This window comes from Micromonospora sp. NPDC051543 (assembly GCF_044454415.1).
Lineage (GTDB): Bacteria > Actinomycetota > Actinomycetes > Mycobacteriales > Micromonosporaceae > Micromonospora.
Genome location: NZ_JBITDT010000013.1, coordinates 15,808 through 32,703, shown reverse-complemented (window position 1 = coordinate 32,703; position 16,896 = coordinate 15,808). Strand labels below are relative to the sequence as shown.

Annotated in this window: 13 protein-coding genes; 6 read left to right on the top strand and 7 right to left on the bottom strand. The window is 72.4% G+C overall.

Going from position 1 to position 16,896, the window contains the following annotated elements; genetic code table 11:
- Positions 1-132 precede the first annotated feature (132 nt).
- Positions 133-1,338: a 3-oxoadipyl-CoA thiolase gene (gene pcaF, locus ACIA3K_RS23460; protein ID WP_396803743.1), complete on the bottom strand. Its 1,206-nt coding sequence runs from the start codon at positions 1,336-1,338 to the stop codon at positions 133-135.
- A gap of 107 nt (positions 1,339-1,445) precedes the next feature.
- On the opposite strand from pcaF, the gene ACIA3K_RS23455 reads away from it, so the two are divergent.
- From ACIA3K_RS23455 to ACIA3K_RS23440, 4 genes are all read left to right on the top strand, one after another.
- Positions 1,446-2,411, top strand: a complete 966-nt coding sequence (locus ACIA3K_RS23455; RefSeq protein WP_396803741.1) for a glutathione S-transferase family protein — start codon at positions 1,446-1,448, stop codon at positions 2,409-2,411.
- Positions 2,404-3,072, top strand: coding sequence for a DUF998 domain-containing protein (locus tag ACIA3K_RS23450; RefSeq protein ID WP_396803739.1), 669 nt, complete (start codon positions 2,404-2,406; stop codon positions 3,070-3,072). The genes ACIA3K_RS23455 and ACIA3K_RS23450 overlap by 8 nt, the downstream gene beginning before the upstream one ends.
- 198 nt (positions 3,073-3,270) lie before the next feature.
- A complete protein-coding gene (locus ACIA3K_RS23445) occupies positions 3,271-4,566 on the top strand; it encodes a dicarboxylate/amino acid:cation symporter (RefSeq protein WP_396803930.1) in 1,296 nt (431 codons plus the stop codon).
- 66 nt (positions 4,567-4,632) lie between these two features.
- A complete protein-coding gene (locus ACIA3K_RS23440) occupies positions 4,633-5,700 on the top strand; it encodes an NADH:flavin oxidoreductase/NADH oxidase (RefSeq protein ID WP_396803737.1) in 1,068 nt (355 codons plus the stop codon).
- 52 nt (positions 5,701-5,752) lie between these two features.
- Here the strand turns inward: ACIA3K_RS23440 and ACIA3K_RS23435 are convergent, their stop codons facing one another.
- Positions 5,753-9,352 (bottom strand): ATP-binding cassette domain-containing protein, encoded by a 3,600-nt coding sequence (locus ACIA3K_RS23435; RefSeq protein ID WP_396803735.1) that lies wholly within the window; start codon positions 9,350-9,352, stop codon positions 5,753-5,755.
- 1,162 nt (positions 9,353-10,514) lie between these two features.
- Between ACIA3K_RS23435 and ACIA3K_RS23430 the strand changes: the two genes are divergently transcribed.
- A complete protein-coding gene (locus tag ACIA3K_RS23430; RefSeq protein WP_396803733.1) occupies positions 10,515-11,081 on the top strand; it encodes a hypothetical protein in 567 nt (188 codons plus the stop codon).
- A gap of 65 nt (positions 11,082-11,146) precedes the next feature.
- Here ACIA3K_RS23430 and ACIA3K_RS23425 read toward each other — a convergent pair whose 3' ends face one another.
- Together ACIA3K_RS23425 and ACIA3K_RS23420 are read right to left on the bottom strand one after the other, a co-directional pair.
- Positions 11,147-11,986, bottom strand: a complete 840-nt coding sequence (locus tag ACIA3K_RS23425; RefSeq protein ID WP_396803731.1) for a GNAT family N-acetyltransferase — start codon at positions 11,984-11,986, stop codon at positions 11,147-11,149.
- 56 nt (positions 11,987-12,042) lie between these two features.
- Positions 12,043-12,333: a hypothetical protein gene (locus ACIA3K_RS23420; protein WP_396803729.1), complete on the bottom strand. Its 291-nt coding sequence runs from the start codon at positions 12,331-12,333 to the stop codon at positions 12,043-12,045.
- Between the two features lie 79 nt (positions 12,334-12,412).
- On the opposite strand from ACIA3K_RS23420, the gene ACIA3K_RS23415 reads away from it, so the two are divergent.
- Positions 12,413-13,000 carry a PadR family transcriptional regulator gene (locus ACIA3K_RS23415; protein ID WP_396803727.1) on the top strand — a complete coding sequence of 196 codons (588 nt, stop codon included), beginning with the start codon at positions 12,413-12,415 and terminating at the stop codon, positions 12,998-13,000.
- 103 nt (positions 13,001-13,103) lie between these two features.
- Here ACIA3K_RS23415 and ispG read toward each other — a convergent pair whose 3' ends face one another.
- The 3 genes from ispG to dxr are packed head-to-tail and all read right to left on the bottom strand — an operon-like array spanning position 13,104 to position 16,746.
- Positions 13,104-14,276, bottom strand: a complete 1,173-nt coding sequence (gene ispG / locus ACIA3K_RS23410) for a flavodoxin-dependent (E)-4-hydroxy-3-methylbut-2-enyl-diphosphate synthase (protein WP_396803725.1) — start codon at positions 14,274-14,276, stop codon at positions 13,104-13,106.
- Positions 14,277-14,284: 8 nt separating this feature from the next.
- The gene (locus ACIA3K_RS23405; RefSeq protein WP_396803723.1) at positions 14,285-15,535 is read right to left on the bottom strand and encodes a M50 family metallopeptidase; all 1,251 of its coding nucleotides are present in this window, start codon (positions 15,533-15,535) and stop codon (positions 14,285-14,287) included.
- On the bottom strand, positions 15,535-16,746 hold the full coding sequence (gene dxr / locus ACIA3K_RS23400) for a 1-deoxy-D-xylulose-5-phosphate reductoisomerase (protein WP_396803721.1): 1,212 nt from the start codon (positions 16,744-16,746) through the stop codon (positions 15,535-15,537). The genes ACIA3K_RS23405 and dxr overlap by 1 nt, the downstream gene beginning before the upstream one ends.
- Positions 16,747-16,896: the final 150 nt, after the last annotated feature.

The window sequence follows — 16,896 nt, the reverse complement described above, 5'->3', positions numbered from 1 at the left end:
CCGCGGCGCGAGGCGGCACCGGCGTCGACGGGCGTACGCGGCCGCCGGCCGACCCCGCGGGTCGTGTGGTGTGGACCACTCTAGGCCGCCGGCCACCGCGTACGGGAGATCCCCTCACGTAACTTTCCGCACTCAGGTGGCGGATTCCAGCAGCAGCGAGATGCCCTGACCGACACCGATGCACATGGTGGCGAGCGCCCGGTGGCCGCCCCGGCGGCGCAGCTCCAGCGCGGCGGTGAGCGCCAGCCGCGCGCCGCTCGCGCCCAGCGGGTGCCCGAGCGCGATCGCGCCGCCGTTGGGGTTCACGTGCTCGGCGTCGACGGGCAGTCCCAGTTCCCGCAGCACCGCCACGGACTGCGCGGCGAACGCCTCGTTCAGCTCGACGACGTCCACCGCGGCCAGGTCGACGCCGGTCCGGTCGAGCAGCTTGCGGGTGGCCGGCACCGGGCCGATCCCCATGATCCGGGGCGGCACGCCGGCCGTCGCCGCGCCGACGACGCGGGCCAGCGGGGTGAGGCCGTACCGCCGCACCGCGGCCTCGCCGGCCACCAGCAGGGCCACCGCGCCGTCGTTGACGCCCGACGAGTTGCCGGCGGTCACCGTGCCGCCGTCGCGGAACGGCGTGGGCAGCGCGGCCAGCTTCTCCAGCGACGTCTCGCGCGGGTGCTCGTCGACCTCGACCAGCCGGGTCTCCCGACGGCCGGCGGGAACGGACACCGGGACGATCTCCTCGGCGAACCGGCCGTCGGCCTGCGCCTTGGCGGCGCGCTGCTGCGAGCGGTACGCGAAGGCGTCCTGCTCGGCGCGGTCGACGCCGTACTCGGCGGCCACGTTCTCCGCCGTCTCGGGCATCGAGTCGATCCCCCAGCCGTCGCGCATCAGCGGGTTGACCAGCCGCCAGCCCAGGGTGGTGTCGTACATCTCGGCGGAGCGGGAGTACGCCGAGGTCGCCTTCGGCACGACGAAGGGCGCCCGGCTCATGCTCTCCACCCCGCCCGCGATCACCAGTTCGGCCTCCCCCGCCACGATGGAGCGGGCGGCGGTGGCGAGGGCGTCCAGGCCGGAGCCGCAGAGCCGGTTGACCGTGCTGCCCGGCACCTCTTCGGGCAGCCCGGCGAGCAGCGCCGCCATCCGGGCCACGTTGCGGTTGTCCTCGCCGGCCTGGTTGGCGCAGCCGAGCACGACGTCGTCGACGCGGGCCCAGTCCACCGACGGGTGCCGGGCGACCAGCTCGCGGATCACGTGGGCGGCCAGGTCGTCGGGGCGGACGCCGGCCAGCGCGCCCGCGTACCGGCCGATCGGGGTACGGACACCGGCCACCAGGTATGCCACGGTCATCGCGAGTCCTTCAGGGGTGCAGACGGCGGGGGGTGGGGCACGCCCACCGGATCGCGGGGGCTGCCGGCCGCCAGGATATCCACGCCGGCAACGGATAGGTTGACGGCATGGCCCGGGCCCAGTTCAGCGCAGAGACCAGCCGTGGCGGCGCGTTCGTCCGTCAGCCCAACCGGTTCACCGGTCGGGTCACCGCCGACTCGACCTCCCCTCCCGGCGGCGGTCCGGACGAGCAGGACCGCTGGCCGTTGGAGGCCGGCCGGTACCGGCTCATCTGGTGCCGTGCGTGCCCGTGGGCGCACCGGGCGAGGATCGTGCGTGGCCTGCTCGGGCTGGACGACGCGATCTCGCTGGGCACCGTCGACCCGATCCGGGACGAGCGGGGTTGGGCGTTCGCGCTCGACCCGGACGGCTTCGACCCGGTCCTCGGCGTCCGTTTCCTCTCCGAGGCGTACCTGGCCACCGACGAGGACTACACCGGCCGGGTCACCGTGCCGGCGCTGGTCGACACCCTGACCGGCCGGGTGGTCACCAACGACTACCCGCAGCTCACCCTCGACTTCTCCACCGAGTGGCGGTCACTGCACGCCCCCGACGCCCCGGATCTGTACCCGGTCGCGCTGCGCCCCGAGATGGACGCGCTGATGGCCGAGATCCACACCGACGTCAACAACGGCGTCTACCGGTGCGGCTTCGCGACCTCGCAGGAGGCGTACGACGAGGCGTTCCGGGCGCTCTTCGCCCGGCTGGACGTGCTCTCCGAGCGGCTGGGCGGCCAGCGCTACCTGATGGGGGACGCGATCACCGAGGCGGACGTGCGGCTGTTCACCACGCTGGTCCGCTTCGACGCGGCGTACCACGGGCACTTCAAGTGCAACCGGAACAAGCTGACCGAGATGCCGGTGCTCTGGGCGTACGCCCGGGACCTGTTCCAGACGCCGGGTTTCGGCGAGACGGTGGACTTCGACCACATCAAGCGGCACTACTACGGCACCCACCGGGAGATCAACCCGACCGGCATCGTGCCGTTGGGGCCCGACGAGTCCGGCTGGACGACGCCGCACGGACGTGGCTGAGCCGGGTCGGGCCGGCACCGCCACGACGCCTCCCGGCCAGGGGAGCTTGGCCCGCCGGGTCGCCGCGTCCGCTGCCGCCGGCTGCGCGGTGGCCGGGGCGGTCGCGGTGACGGTCGCGGTGGTCGCCGGTCCCGGTCCGGGCTTCACCGGGTACGTGAGCGAGGCCGGTATCGCGGGCAGCGCGCACGCCGTGACGTACCGGATCGGGATTCTGGCCCTTGCCGGCGCGTTGCTGCTGATCGCCGCGGCGCTGCCGCCCGGGGTCCGGGTCGCGCCGGCGCTGCTCGCCGGCGGCGCGGTGCTCACGGCGGTCTCCGGGGCGGTGACCTGCTCTGCCGGATGCCCGCTGCCGCCGTTCGAGCGGACCACGGTTGCCGACCTGGTGCACGGCGGCGCGAGCATCGCGGCGACGGCGGCGGTGGTCCTCGCCATGGTGGCGTTGGCCGTGTCCGGGCCGGCCGGGCCGGTGGTACGCCGTCTGGCCGCGGTGACGGCGGCGCTGGCCCTGCCGTTGTGCGCCACGATCGGCCTGGCAATGCTCGTGGTCGGGCGGGGCTCGCTGGTGGGCGTGGTGGAGCGGGTGGTTCTCGCGCTGGCCGTGCTGTGGGGCGTGGCCACCGGCACCGCACTGGCCCTGACTTTCCGCGAGAGAAGTCTGTAAGGAGCGTCACGAGCATCACACCTTGCAGATCGAACTTATCGGCGTATCGTCGACCAACGATGAACAATGTCTGGGGCCTCACCGTCCGCCTGTATGTCGATCTCCGACTGCAGGCCAGCGGCATCTGTCCGGCGTAGCCGTCCTCCACACGCCTACCCCGACCAGACCACCCCACTTGGACATCCCATGCCCTTCGGCCTGCGCAAAATCCCCTTCTCCGTGCAGATCCTGCTCGGCCTCGTACTCGGCGTGGCGCTCGGCTTCCTGGCCCGCGCCAACGACGTGAGCTGGCTGACCACCACCCTGCACACTGTCGGCTCCCTCTTCGTCCAGCTCCTCAAGCTGGCCGTACCGCCGCTGGTCTTCACCGCCATCGTGGTCAGCGTGGTCAGCCTGCGCGGCGTGGCCAACGCCGCCCGGCTCGCCCTCAAGACCCTCATGTGGTTCGGCATCACCGCGCTGATCTCGGTGAGCATCGGCATCGGCCTCGGCCTGCTCGTCGACCCGGGCCGGGGCGTGACCCTCGACCTGGGCGGCGCGGCCGCGCCGAAGAAGACCGGCTCGTGGACGGACTTCCTCACCGGCATCGTGCCCACCAACCCGGTCGGCGCGTTCGTCGAGGGCAACGTCCTGCAGATCGTCTTCCTCGCCGTCGTCATCGGCGCGGCGGCTCTGCTCGTCGGCGAGGCCGCCGAGCCGTTCGTGGCGCTGAACCGCTCGCTGCTGGAGATCGTGCAGAAGGCCCTGTGGTGGGTCATCCGGCTCGCCCCGATCGGCACGCTCGGCCTGATCGGCAACGCCGTCGCCTCGTACGGCTGGGACCTGCTGGCTCCGCTGGCGAAGTTCACGACCGCCGTCTACGTCGGCTGCGCCATCGTGCTGTTCGTGGTCTACCCGCTGGTGCTGATCCTCGCCGGCCGACTCAACCCGCTGCGCTTCTTCGCCGGCGCCTGGCCCGCCATCGAGCTGGCCTTCGTGTCCCGCTCCTCGGTGGGCACCATGCCGGTGACCCAGCGCTCCGTCGAGCGCCTCGGCGTCCCCCGCGAGTACGCCTCGTTCGCGGTGCCGTTCGGCGCCACCACGAAGATGGACGGCTGCGCCGCGATCTACCCGGCCCTCGCCGCGATCTTCGTGGCCCAGGTGTTCGGCGTGCAGCTCGGCCTCACCGACTACCTGCTCATCGCCTTCGTCTCGGTGGTCGGCTCGGCGGCCACCGCCGGCCTGACCGGCGCGATCGTGATGCTCACCCTCACCCTGAGCACGCTGGGCCTGCCGCTGGCCGGGGCCGGCCTGCTGCTCGCCATCGACCCGATCCTGGACATGATGCGCACCGCCACCAACGTTGCCGGGCAGGCGCTGGTGCCGACCGTCGTCGCCGCCCGGGAGGGCACCCTCGACCGGGCCGCGTACGACTCGGCCGGCCGACGTGACCTCACCGAGCCGGAGACCGTGGCCGCCGACACCCGCCCGGAGCTGAACCCCGTACCCGCCTGACCCGTTTTCCCACGACGACGGACCCCTCGACAGCGGGGTCCGTCGTCGTACCGAGAGGATGAGCACATGAGTTCCCTGTTCACACCGCTGGCCCTGCGTGGGGTCACCCTGCCCAACCGCGTCGCCATGGCACCGATGTGCCAGTACTCCGCCGGCCCGGACGGCCTGCCCACCGACTGGCACCTCGTCCACCTCGGCACCCGCGCGATCGGCGGGGCCGGACTGGTGCTGACCGAGGCGACCGCCGTACTCCCCGAGGGTCGGATCTCCCCGCAGGACACCGGGCTGTGGTCCGACGCGCACGTGGACGCCTGGCGGCCGGTGGCCGCGTTCGTCGCCGCGCACGGCGCGGTGCCGGCGGTTCAGCTCGCACACGCCGGCTTCAAGGCCTCCACCTACCGACCGTGGGACTCGGGCAAGGGCGGGGTGCCGGACGCCGAGGGCGGTTGGACGCCGGTCGCCCCGAGCGCCGACCCGTTCAGCCCCAGCTACCGGACGCCGACCACGCTCGACGCGGCGGGCATCGCGGGCGTCATCGACGCGTTCGCCGCCGCCGCCGAGCGGGCCCTCGCCGCCGGCTTCGCCGCCGTGGAGGTCCACGCCGCGCACGGGTACCTGCTGAACGAGTTCCTGTCGCCGCTGACCAACCACCGCACCGACTCCTACGGCGGCGACCGGGCCGGCCGGATGCGGCTCACCCTGGAGGTCGCCCGCGCGGTACGCGCCGCCGTCGGCGAGAGCGTGCCGGTGCTCACCCGGATCTCCGCGACCGACTGGGTCGAGGGCGGCTGGACGGTCGAGGACAGCGTGGTGCTCGCCGGGGAGCTGGCCGCCGTCGGCGTCGACCTCGTCGACACCTCCTCCGGGGGCGTCAGCACCGAGCAGCGCATCCCGCAGCTCGGCCCCGGCTACCAGGTGCCGCTGGCCGCCCAGATCCGCCGCGAGGCCGGCGTACCCACCGGCGCGGTCGGCCTGATCGTCGAGCCGGAGCACGCCGAGCAGATCGTCGCCAGCGGCGAGGCCGACCTGGTGCTGCTCGGCCGGGAACTGCTGCGCGACCCGTACTGGCCGCGCCGCGCCGCCGCCAAGCTCGGCGTCGCGTACAGCGGTCCCGCCCAGTACGCCCGCGCCTGATCCGAACGCGGTACGGGCGGCTGTCGATCCGGACAGCCGCCCGTACGCGCTCTCAGCCGGCGAGGTGCGACCAGTCGCCCTCCAGCTCCCGCCAGGTCCCCTGGGCCACCACCGTGCCCTCCCCCAACACCACCACGTGGTCGGCCCGGACCAACGCGGCACGCTTGGCGGTGGACCCCACCACGGTCACGCCGTGCGCCCGCAGCGCCTGCCACAGCGCCAGCTCCGTCGTGACGTCCAGCGCCGACGACACGTCGTCCGCGACCAGCAGTTCGGTACGCGGCGCCAGCGCCCGGGCCAGGGCCAGGCGCTGAAGCTGCCCGCCGGAGAGCCGGGTGCCCTTGTGCCCGATGAGCAGGCCCAGCCCACCCCCGGCGGCGGCCAGGTCGTGGTCGAGCTGGGCCGTGCTGACCGCGTCCGCCGCGTCCACCTGGTGGCCGAGCGCGATGTTCTCGACCACCGTGCCGGAGAGCACCCGGGGTAGCTGGCCGACGTACCCCACCTGGTTCGGGCGCAGGAACAGTTCGGGCTCGGTGACCGTGTCACCGTTCCACCGCAGCTCGCCGGTGTGGTGCACGATGCCGGCCAGCGCTCGCAGCAGCGAGGACTTGCCCGCTCCGACCGGCCCGACGACCAGCACCAACTGCCCGCGCTGGACCGTCAGGTCCACGTCGCGCACGGCGACCGTGCCGTCGGAGTGCACCACCGAGAAGCCGCGCAGCTCCAACCGGCGCAGTGGGCGGCGGGGCGGCGGCGTCGGCGCGGGCGCGGTGCCGCCGGCCAGGTCGACCGCCGGAACCCCCACCGAGTACGCCCCCACGCCCGTCATCGCCACCGTCCGCCGGGTCCACACCCGCGCCGACGGCAGTTGGGAGATCAACGACGCGGTGGTCCAGGCGAACCACCGGGCCGCACCCAGCGTGGAGACGGCCACCAGCACCGTGCCGGCCGACAGTTCGCCGCCCAGGTAGAGGGCCCACGCGCCGATCGGCAGCAGCCCGCTGACCACCGCCGGCGTCGAGCGGGACCACACCTGCACGGCGATCTCCCGGCGCTGCCGGTCACTGCGCAGCACGTCCAGGTCGGACAGGTGACGCAGCACCGCCGACGTCGCACCGGCGAGCTTGACCGTCCGCGCCGCGGAGAGCGCGGAGACCAGCGCGGTGGCGAAGGCGGCCCGCGCCGCGACGGTCGCCCGCGCCGCGCGCTCCAGCTTCGGCCCGAACAACGTCGCGGCCAGGCCGGAGACCACCATCGTGCCGAGGAAGAACAGCCCCGGTACGACGCTGCCGGTGACCGCCGTCATGGCCACCACCAGCACCACCGCCACGGTCTGGTCCAGCACGTTGTCGGCGAGCTGCACCACCCGCTCGGTGTCGCCACCCTGGGCCACCACCTCCGCCGGGCTGTGCGAGCTGACCCGGCGAGGGCCGGTCTGGCCGTGCACCAGCCGCAGACCGATCCGCAGCATCTGCCGCACCCACCAGTGCGGGAACCACACATGCGTGTAGAACGGCAGCGGCAGGGTGACCAGCAGCCCGGCCACGATGCCCAACGCCGGCAGGTACGGACTGCCGGATCCGTCGACCAGGTCGGCCCACAGCCACGGCAGCAGCGGACCGTCCAGTCCGAGCAGGCTGAGCCCGAGGAACAGCGCGATCGCGGCGGCTCCGTACCGGGGATCGTTGGTGCAGAGCCGGATGATCTCCCGGAAGGTCCGCGCCGGCGGCGTCGGCGGCAACGGCGGCGGCTCGGTACGCGACGCCGGCACCGACCCGGCCCCCGCCGCCGCCGCCGCATCGACCGAACCAGCGGTGTCCCGACCGGCCGTGTTCGGGCCGGCCGCGTTCGGGCCGGGCAGCAGGTCGGTGCCCGCCGTGTTCGGGCTGGCCAGGAGGTCGGCGGCGGCGATGCTCGGGCCGGTCAGGAGGTCGGTGCCGCCGCCGGTGCGGGACGCCGACGCCCCGCCGGCGTAGACGGCGGCGTGACTGCTCGCCAGCAACTCGGCGAACCGCGTCGACGTCTCCAACGGACCGGCCTCGACCACCGCGCCGTCGGCGAGCACCACCACCTCGTCGCAGCGGCGCACCGAGGAGAGCCGGTGCGCGATCACGATGCCGATCCGGTCGCGCAGCAGTCGCTCGGTGGCCCGCTGCACCCGCGCCTCGGTCACCGGGTCCAACCGGGCGGTGGCCTCGTCGAGGATCACCACGTGCGGGTCACGCACCAGGATCCGGGCGAACGCCACCAACTGCTCCTGGCCGGCGGAGAGCACGTGCCCGCCCTCCCCCAGCCGGGTCGCCAACCCGTCGGGCAGCTCGGCGATCCAGCCGGCCAGGCCCAGTTCGTCGAGCGCCCGGGCGGCGGCGTCCAGCAGTTCCGGGTCGTAGAGCGCGACGTTCTCGGCCAGCGTGCCGGCCACGATCTCGGTGCGCTGCGGCACCAGCGCCACCCAGCGGCGCAACTCCTCCACGTCGAGGTCGCACAGGTCGGTGCCGCCGAGGAAGACGGTGCCCGGCGGCACGTCCACGGCCCGGGTGAGCACCTTCGCCAGGGTCGACTTGCCCGACCCGGTACGCCCGATCAGGGCGTACGAGCGCCCCCGCGCGAAGGTGAGGCTGAGCCCGCGCAGGGCCGGACCCCGACCACTCTCCGGGCCGCTCACCTCGTACCCGAACGTCAGGTCCCGGATGCGCAGGTCGCCCTCGACCGGGGTGGCCCCGCCAACCGGTTCCTGCCGAACCTTCTGGAGCAACTGGACGCGGGCCCACGCGCCGAGGGCCTCCTGTAGTTCGGGCACCATCCGGCCGACGTGTTCCGCGGTGGCCCCGAAGGCCAGGGCGAGCAGCCAGATGGCGGTGAGTCGGGCGGCGTCGACCCGGCCGGTGGCCAGGGCCCAGGCCCCGCCGAGCACCACCGCGCCGACGCCGACCCGGATCGTGGCGGTGGCGACGGTCGCCACCTTGGCGGAGAGCACCCAGACCCGATGGCCACGGGACAGCACGGCGGCGGCCCGCCGGGCATAGAGCCGCAGCACGTACGGCTGGGCCAGGCTGGTCCGCACGTCGTCCTGGCCGTGCACCGCCTCCTCCATCACGGCCGCCAGGTCCGACCATGCCTCTTCCTCGATCATCCGGGCCGGACCGATCCGTGCCGTGGGCCGGCGCAGCCCCGCCCCGAGCACCACGGTCAGCAGCAGCATCGCGATGCCGGCCGGCCACCACACGGCGAGCGCGACGACCATCGACAGCAGACCGACGCAGAGCCCCTGGGCGAGCCGCGAACCCTGGTTACGAACTGCCGACGCCACCTGGTAGACATCCCCGTCGATGCGGTCCAGCAGCTCGCCCACCGGGGTGGTCTCGAGGCTCGGCAGATCCTGCCCGAGCGCGACCCGGCAGAGCCGCCGACGGACGTCGGCGGACCAGTCGGCGGTCAGCCCGGCCATCACCAGGCTCACCACCAGGTCGCTGAGCACCACGGCGGCCAACGCGGCAGCGAGGACGGTGAAGGAAACGGCCGACCGGTGTACGAGCACCGAGCCGGCGAGCGCGGACGCGCCCGCCTGACCGGCGGCGCCCAGCACGATGAGGATGGCCACGAGCGTCAGACGGCGTGGCGAGGTGTCCCACAGATCACGGAGCAGGCGCATGGAAAGTTCCTCCGGACGTGGGTGGCGGAACACCCAGCGTGCCGGCAGCTCCCCGGTCCCTTCAACCGATTTAGCCGCCCCTGAGCAGGACATCCCCCGATGCACGGTGCGCCGACAACGGGCGCGCGAGACCTGCGCAACCCCGGATCGACATGATCGACACGAGATCACCGATCTGGGGGTATCGACCGGCCCCGGACCGCAATGATCGACTCGACATCGCCGACCCGGGGGCATCAACCGGCCCCGGATACCCCGACTTCGGCGATCTCGTGTGGATCACCACCGACCAACTCCAATGCGTCACCCCGCGCAGCCCGGCGCACCCCGGCGGCACCAGATCGGCACCATGCCCAATCGGCCCCACCCCGGACCAGCATGATCGACACGAGATCACCGATATCGCGGTGTCATCCGGCCCCGGACACCCCGACTTCGGCGACGTCGAGCCGATCACCGCTCGGTTGCGCCCCGCCGATCGCCCCGGCCGGCGGTATGTCCGGCTGTGGGCGTCTTCACGGGGTGACCGGGTGTGCCTCGGCGGGCGGGTCGTTGGCGCGTCCGGCCGTCGTGGCCCCCCGGCGATCGCAGGAGCGCACGTCACCGCCCGCCGCCCGTCAGGTCGGGCCTCATCACCGCGCGTCCTTTGCTCTGCTTCAACCCAGGAGACACCCAGTGTCCGATTATCGGACGGCAGGTGTTTCCTCGGTTGAAGCAGAGCAAAGGCGGGTCACCACCGCCCCCCGGCCCGGGGAATGGCCCCGGACCGCCCGTCGTTACACCCGGACCCGCCGCGACGAGCACCCCCTGATCACAGGGCCGCCGCCTGCGGGGAATGGCCCCGGCCGGCAGGTCGTTACACACGGACCGGCCGCTGCGAGGAACCCGCCCGCAGGCCGCCCACCCCCCGGGGGAATGACCCCGGACCGCAGGTCGTTACACACGGTCCCGGCGCGGCAACCCCCGATCCCCCCCGGATCGCCAGCCCCCGGGAATGGCCCCGGCCGGCAGGTCGTTACACACGGACCGGCCGCCACGAGCCCCCCGGCTCGCAGGCCCCCCAAACTTTTTGAGCGCCCGGACGAGGTGCTGACACCCCGCGTCACCTGATCCCCCCGAACGGGTGGTGTGGGTGTTTCCTACCCCCGAAGGAGCAACCCCCATGAACACGATCTTCCGCAAGAGCATGCTGTCCGTCGCTGGTCTCGCGTTCGCCGGTGGCATCTTCGCCGGCCCCATCGCCGCCCACGCCGCCACCCCGGCCGTGGACGCCAAACCCGCCGCCGTCGCGGTGCAGACCACCGCACCCAAGCCGCAGGGCGACCAGTCCCACATCACCCTCAACGGTGAGCAGACCGCCAACGTCAAGGCCATCATCGCCGCCACGAAGAAGGCGGGTCTGCCCGAGCGGGCCGCGGTCATCTCCATCGCCACCAGCCTGCAGGAGTCCAAGCTGGAGAACCTCGGCCACCTCGGCGACGCCAACGACCACGACTCCCTCGGCCTGTTCCAGCAGCGCCCCACCTCCGGTTGGGGCACCCCCGAGCAGATCACCAACCCCGAATACTCCACCACCGCGTTCCTCAAGGGCCTCAAGCAGGTCGACGGCTGGCAGGACATGCCCCTGACCGACGCCGCCCAGACCGTCCAGGTCTCCGCCTACCCCGACGCCTACGCCCAGTGGGAGCAGCAGGCCACCGACCTCGTCGCCCACAACTGGAACAGCTAAGAAACCACCGATGGCCGGCACCCGACAACGGGTGCCGGCCATCGCCGTACTCCCAGCAAGATGCTTCAGAAGAGGACCGTGGCGAGCGTGCCGACCGGTTGGAAGCCGCAGCGTTCGTAGACTCGGCGGGCCGGGAGGTTGAAGTCGTTGACGTACAGGCTGACCGTGGGAGCGACCCGGGCCAGCGCGTCGCACACCACGGCGGCCATCGCGGCGGCGGCGATGCCACGGCCCCGCCATTCCGGGGCGACCCAGACGCCCTGGACCTGGGCGGTCCGCTTGGTCACGACGGCCAACTCGGCCTTGAACACGACCTTGCCGTCGACGAACCGGGCGTACGCGCGGCCGGCGCGGACCAGGTCGTTGACCCGGCGTCGGTAGCTGCGTCCGGCGTCCTCGGCGAGCGGGGAGACGCCCACCTCTTCGGTGTACATGGCGACCGCCGCCGGAAAGAGTCGGTCGACCTCGCCGGAGCGAACGCGGCGTACCTCTGGATCGGCCGGAACGGCCGGCGTTGTGTCGGTGGCCAGCAGCGGCTGGTTGGGACGGACGTCGCGGGCCGGGCCCCACGTGTGGGAGAGCCGGTCCCAGAGGGCGAGGACGGCGTCCGCACGGCCGACGATCGAGGAGCAGAGCCGGTCTTCCCCGGCGAGCAGGTCGGCGAAGGCCGACACGGCGGCGTCGCTGGCGAGCACCGGCGTCAGGTTGCCGCCGAGCCAGCAGAGTGATTCGAGGTTGCGCCGGGCGCCGTACCCCAGGATCCGCCCTTCAGCCCGCCACCAGGACAGTCCGCGCGCGGCGATGCGCTCGGCGACCTGCGCGCCCGCGAACGGGTCACGGTCGAGCAGGCGCTCGACCGCGCGGCGCTCCGATTCCCCCAGTTGCCGTACCGGCACCGTCAGCACGACTACCAGCCTGCCAGATCGACCCCCGCCCCGCCGGCCGAGTGGCGAGCCCGACCTCAGATGGTCGCCGGCTCGCTGACCCGGCTGGCCGGTCGGGTGCGGCCCGCCCACTGGACGACCGGGGACACCAGGGCGCCGAGGAGGAGGAAAAGCCCGGCCAGCACGAGCCATCCCGGTACGCCCCAACCCAGGGCGAGGCTGGTCACGACGACGGGCGCGAGCATCTTGCCCAGCTCGTAACCCATGCCGTACGTCCCCTGGTACTGCCCGTGCGCGTCGGCCGGCGCCAGCCCGAAGGAGATTCCCCAGCCGGCGGCGGAGTGCCACAGCTCTTGCAGCCCCGACATACTCCCCCCGACTTGTCGGTGATGCATTGCCGATATATCGTTGATGCATCAGCGACAGTACGTAGAGAAGGAGAACCCCATGCGGTTCCATCGACAGCACCACCCGATGCACGAGGCTCGGATGCGGGGCTTCGGCTTCCCGCCGGTCCCGCCCGGCCCCCACGAGCACGGCCACGAGCACGGCGGGCGCGGCCGCGGTCGCGGGCACGGCCGAGGCAGGGGGCGACGCCCCAACGTCCGTGGCGCGGTGTTGGCCCTGCTCACCGAGCGGCCGATGCACGGCTACGAGATGATCCAGGAGATTGACTCCCGCACCGGCGGGGCCTGGCGGCCCAGCCCGGGTTCGATCTACCCCACGCTCCAACTCCTGGAGGACGAGGGTGTGATCGCCGCCAGCACCGAGGAGTCCAGCGGCGGACGGAAGCGGTTCACCGTCACCGAGGACGGTCAGGCCGAGGCCACCGCCGCCGCGCAGACGCCGCCCTGGGCGGACGTCGCTCAGGACACCGTGAGCAGTTGGCACGACATCCGCGACTCCGGCGCTCAGGCGATGAACGCCCTGCGGCAGGTGATGATGAACGGCACCGACGACCAGCGTGAGCGGGCGGCCCAGGTCCTCGACGAGACCCGACGCAGGCTGTACGCGATCCTCGCCGAATCCGACTGAGCTGCGCCGGGACGAATGCGGGCCGCTCCCGAGGGGAAACAGCGCGCCGGAACGACTGCGGGCCGCTCCCCGAGGGGGAACGGCCCGCTTTCGTCGAACTGGCTCAGTGCACGGTGACCGTCGGGCCGGTGACCAGCCCGCGCAGCTCCTCGGGCAGCTCCGCGCCCATCTCGTCGGCGATACGCAGCGCCTCTTCGATCAGCGTCTCCACGATCTGCCCCTCGGGCACGGTCTTGACGACCTGCCCCTTGACGAAGATCTGGCCCTTGCCGTTGCCGGAGGCGACACCGAGGTCGGCCTCGCGGGCCTCGCCCGGACCGTTGACGACGCAGCCCATGACCGCGACCCGCAGCGGCACCGGCAGCCCTTCGAGGCCGGCGGTGACCTCCTCGGCGAGCTTGTAGACGTCCACCTGGGCACGGCCGCAGGACGGGCAGGAGACGATCTCCAGGCCGCGCTCGCGCAGGCCGAGGGACTCCAGGATCTGGTTGCCGACCTTGATCTCCTCGACCGGCGGGGCGGAGAGCGACACCCGGATGGTGTCGCCGATCCCCTCGGCGAGCAGCGCGCCGAAGGCGACCGCCGACTTGATGGTGCCCTGGAAGGCCGGCCCGGCCTCGGTGACGCCGAGGTGCAGCGGGTAGTCGCACTGCTCGGCGAGCTGCCGGTACGCCCGGATCATCACGACCGGGTCGTTGTGCTTCACCGAGATCTTGATGTCGCGGAAGCCGTGCTCCTCGAACAGCGAGCACTCCCACAGCGCCGACTCGACGAGCGCCTCGGCGGTGGCCTTGCCGTACTTGGCGAGCAGTCGCTTGTCCAGTGAGCCCGCGTTGACGCCGATCCGGATCGGCGTACCGGCGGCGGAGGCCGCTGCGGCGATCTCCTTGACCTTGTCGTCGAACTGCCGGATGTTGCCCGGGTTGACCCGGACGGCCGCGCAGCCGGCGTCGATGGCGGCGAAGACGTACTTGGGCTGGAAGTGGATGTCCGCGATCACCGGGATCTGCGACTTCTTGGCGATCGCGGGCAGCGCCTCGACGTCGTCCTGGGACGGCACCGCCACCCGGACGATCTGACAGCCGGACGCGGTCAGCTCGGCGATCTGCTGCAGGGTCGCGTTGACGTCGGAGGTGAGGGTCGTGGTCATCGACTGCACGGACACCGGCGCGCCGCCACCGACCGGCACCGAGCCGACCATGATCTGGCGGCTGGCCCGGCGGGGTGCGAGCGGCGGGGGCGGCACAGCGGGCATGCCGAGACTGATAGCGGTCACTTCAGCACTCACCTTGGGAAGAGCGTGATCGGGTTGACGACGTCCGCGGTGATGGTCAGCAGCGTGAACACGCCACCGATCAGGATCACCGCGTACGTGAAGGGCATCAGCTTGAGATAGTCCACCCGACCCGGGTCGGCCCTACCGATCCGCGCGTAGAGCCAGGAGCGGGCCCGCTCGAACCAGGCGATGGCGATGTGGCCGCCGTCCAGGGGGAGCAGCGGGAGCAGGTTGAACACGCCGATGAAGAAGTTCAGCGAGATGAAGAGCAGGATGAACATCAGCCAGGCCCCGTGGGCGACCGCCTCGCCGCCGAGGCGGCTGGCCCCGACCACGCTGATCGGGGTGTCCACGTCACGTTCGCCGCCGGTGATGGCGGTCCACAGGGCGGGGACCTTCTGCGGCAGCCGCTGCAACGCCTCGACGGTGCCGACGGCCAGCCCGCGGGTGAAGTCGCCGGTGGCGCCGAACGCGGCGACCGGACCGTACGTGACGAGGTTCGGGGTGGTGATGGTGAGCCCGACGCCGAGCGCGGCGACCGGGCCGACGGTGCCCTTCGGGTTGTCGAGCGGCGGACGCTCCGTCTGGGCCAGCACGGTGCTGGTCTCGGCGGCCTGCCCGTCGCGGACGTACCCGATCTTCACGGTCTCGCCGGGCTTCAACGCGCGCAGGCCGGTGAGCATCTCACCGTAGTTGTTGACCGGCTTGCCGTTGAGTGAGGTGATCCGGTCGCCGTCGCGAAGCTGGGCCTGGGCCGCCGGGCTGGCCGGGTCACCGGGGGCGCAGGCGCGCTGGTCGATCTTCGGCAGCACGCAGTCGGAGAGCGCGATCACCGCCGGCTCCTGCCGGACCTGCGCGTCGTTCGTGGGGAACTTGGGATTGGGCAGGCCGAGGGTGACGGCCGCCAGCCAGATGGTGACGAGCGCCAGCGCGAAGTGGGTGATCGAGCCCGCGGACATGACGATCGTGCGCTTCCACACCGGGAACCGCCACATCGCACGCGGCTCGTCGGCCGGGTCGACGTCGTCGTCGTGCGGCGTCATCCCAACGATCTTGCAGAAGCCACCGAGGGGGATGCCCTTGATGCCATACTCGGTCTCGCCCCGCTGGAACGACCAGATCGTGGGGCCGAAACCGACGAAGTACTTCGTGACCTTCATCCCGAACGCCTTGGCGGTCAGCATGTGACCCGCCTCGTGCAGGCTGACCGAGATGAGAATGGCCAGGGCGAAGAGGACCACCCCGAGCAGGTTAGACATCAAGCTCCTTCCACCGAACCCGCGATGATCTCCTGCGCGTGCGCGCGCGCCCACGACTCGGCCGCGAGCACGTCCTCGACGGTACCTGGTTCGCCGAAGTCCGGAGCCTCCTCCAACACGCGTCCGAGGGTGTCGACGATGCCGAGGAACGGCAGCCGCCCGGCAACGAACGCCGCCACGCACTCCTCGTTCGCCGCGTTGTAGATCGCCGGGCGGCAGCGCCCGGCCTTCCCGGCGGCCTTGGCGAGCGCCACGGCCGGGAACGCCTCGTCGTCCAGCGGCGCGAACTCCCAGGTGTGCGCTGCCGTCCAGTCGACGGCGGCGGCAGCCTCGGGCACCCGGTCCGGCCAGCCGATGCCGAGCGCGATCGGCAGTCGCATGTCCGGTGGGCTGGCCTGGGCGATCGTCGACCCGTCCACGAACTCGACCATCGAGTGGATCACCGACTGCGGGTGCACCATGACGGTGATGTCGCCGTAGGGCACGTCGAACAGCTCGTGCGCCTCGATCACCTCAAGCGCCTTGTTGACCATGGTCGCCGAGTTGATCGTGACGACGGGGCCCATGTTCCACGTCGGGTGCGCGAGCGCCTGCTCGGGTGTGACCTGCGTCAACTCGTCGCGCCGCCGCCCCCGGAACGGGCCGCCGCTGGCCGTGACGATCAGCCGCCGCACCTCGCCGCGCGACCCGGACCGCAGACACTGCGCGAGCGCCGAGTGCTCCGAGTCCACCGGCACGATCTGCCCCGGCCGCGTCACCGCGGCCTTGACCAGCCGGCCGCCGGCCACGAGCGACTCCTTGTTGGCCAACGCCAGAGTACGACCACCGCGCAGCGCGGCCAGCGTAGGAGCGAGGCCCAGCGAGCCGACCACCCCGTTGAGCACGACGTCGCAGGGCCACTGCGCCAGCTCGGTCATGGCGTCCGGCCCGGCCACGATCTTGGGAAGCTTGAAGTCGCCGGTGGCCCAGCCGCGCCGGCTCGCCTCGGCGTAGAACGCGAGTTGCAGGTCCTGCGCGGCGGACGCCTTGGCCACCCCGACCGCCTCGACGCCCAGCTCCAGGGCCTGCGCGGCGAGCAACTCGACGTTGCCGCCACCCGCCCCGATCGCCACCACCCGGAACCGGTCCGGGTTACGCCGGACGATGTCGATGGCCTGTGTGCCGATCGAACCGGTGGACCCGAGCAGAACAAGATCGCGGGGGGAAGTCACCGGACCATTCTCCCCCACCGCCGCTGTGTGCCCGCTGGGAGCCTCAGCCCACCCCGCCCGCCGCCGCCAACCTTGATCCACACGACTTCGCCGACCTCGGGGTATCCGCAGCTCCCGGACACCCCCACATCACCGAACCCGAGTCGATCA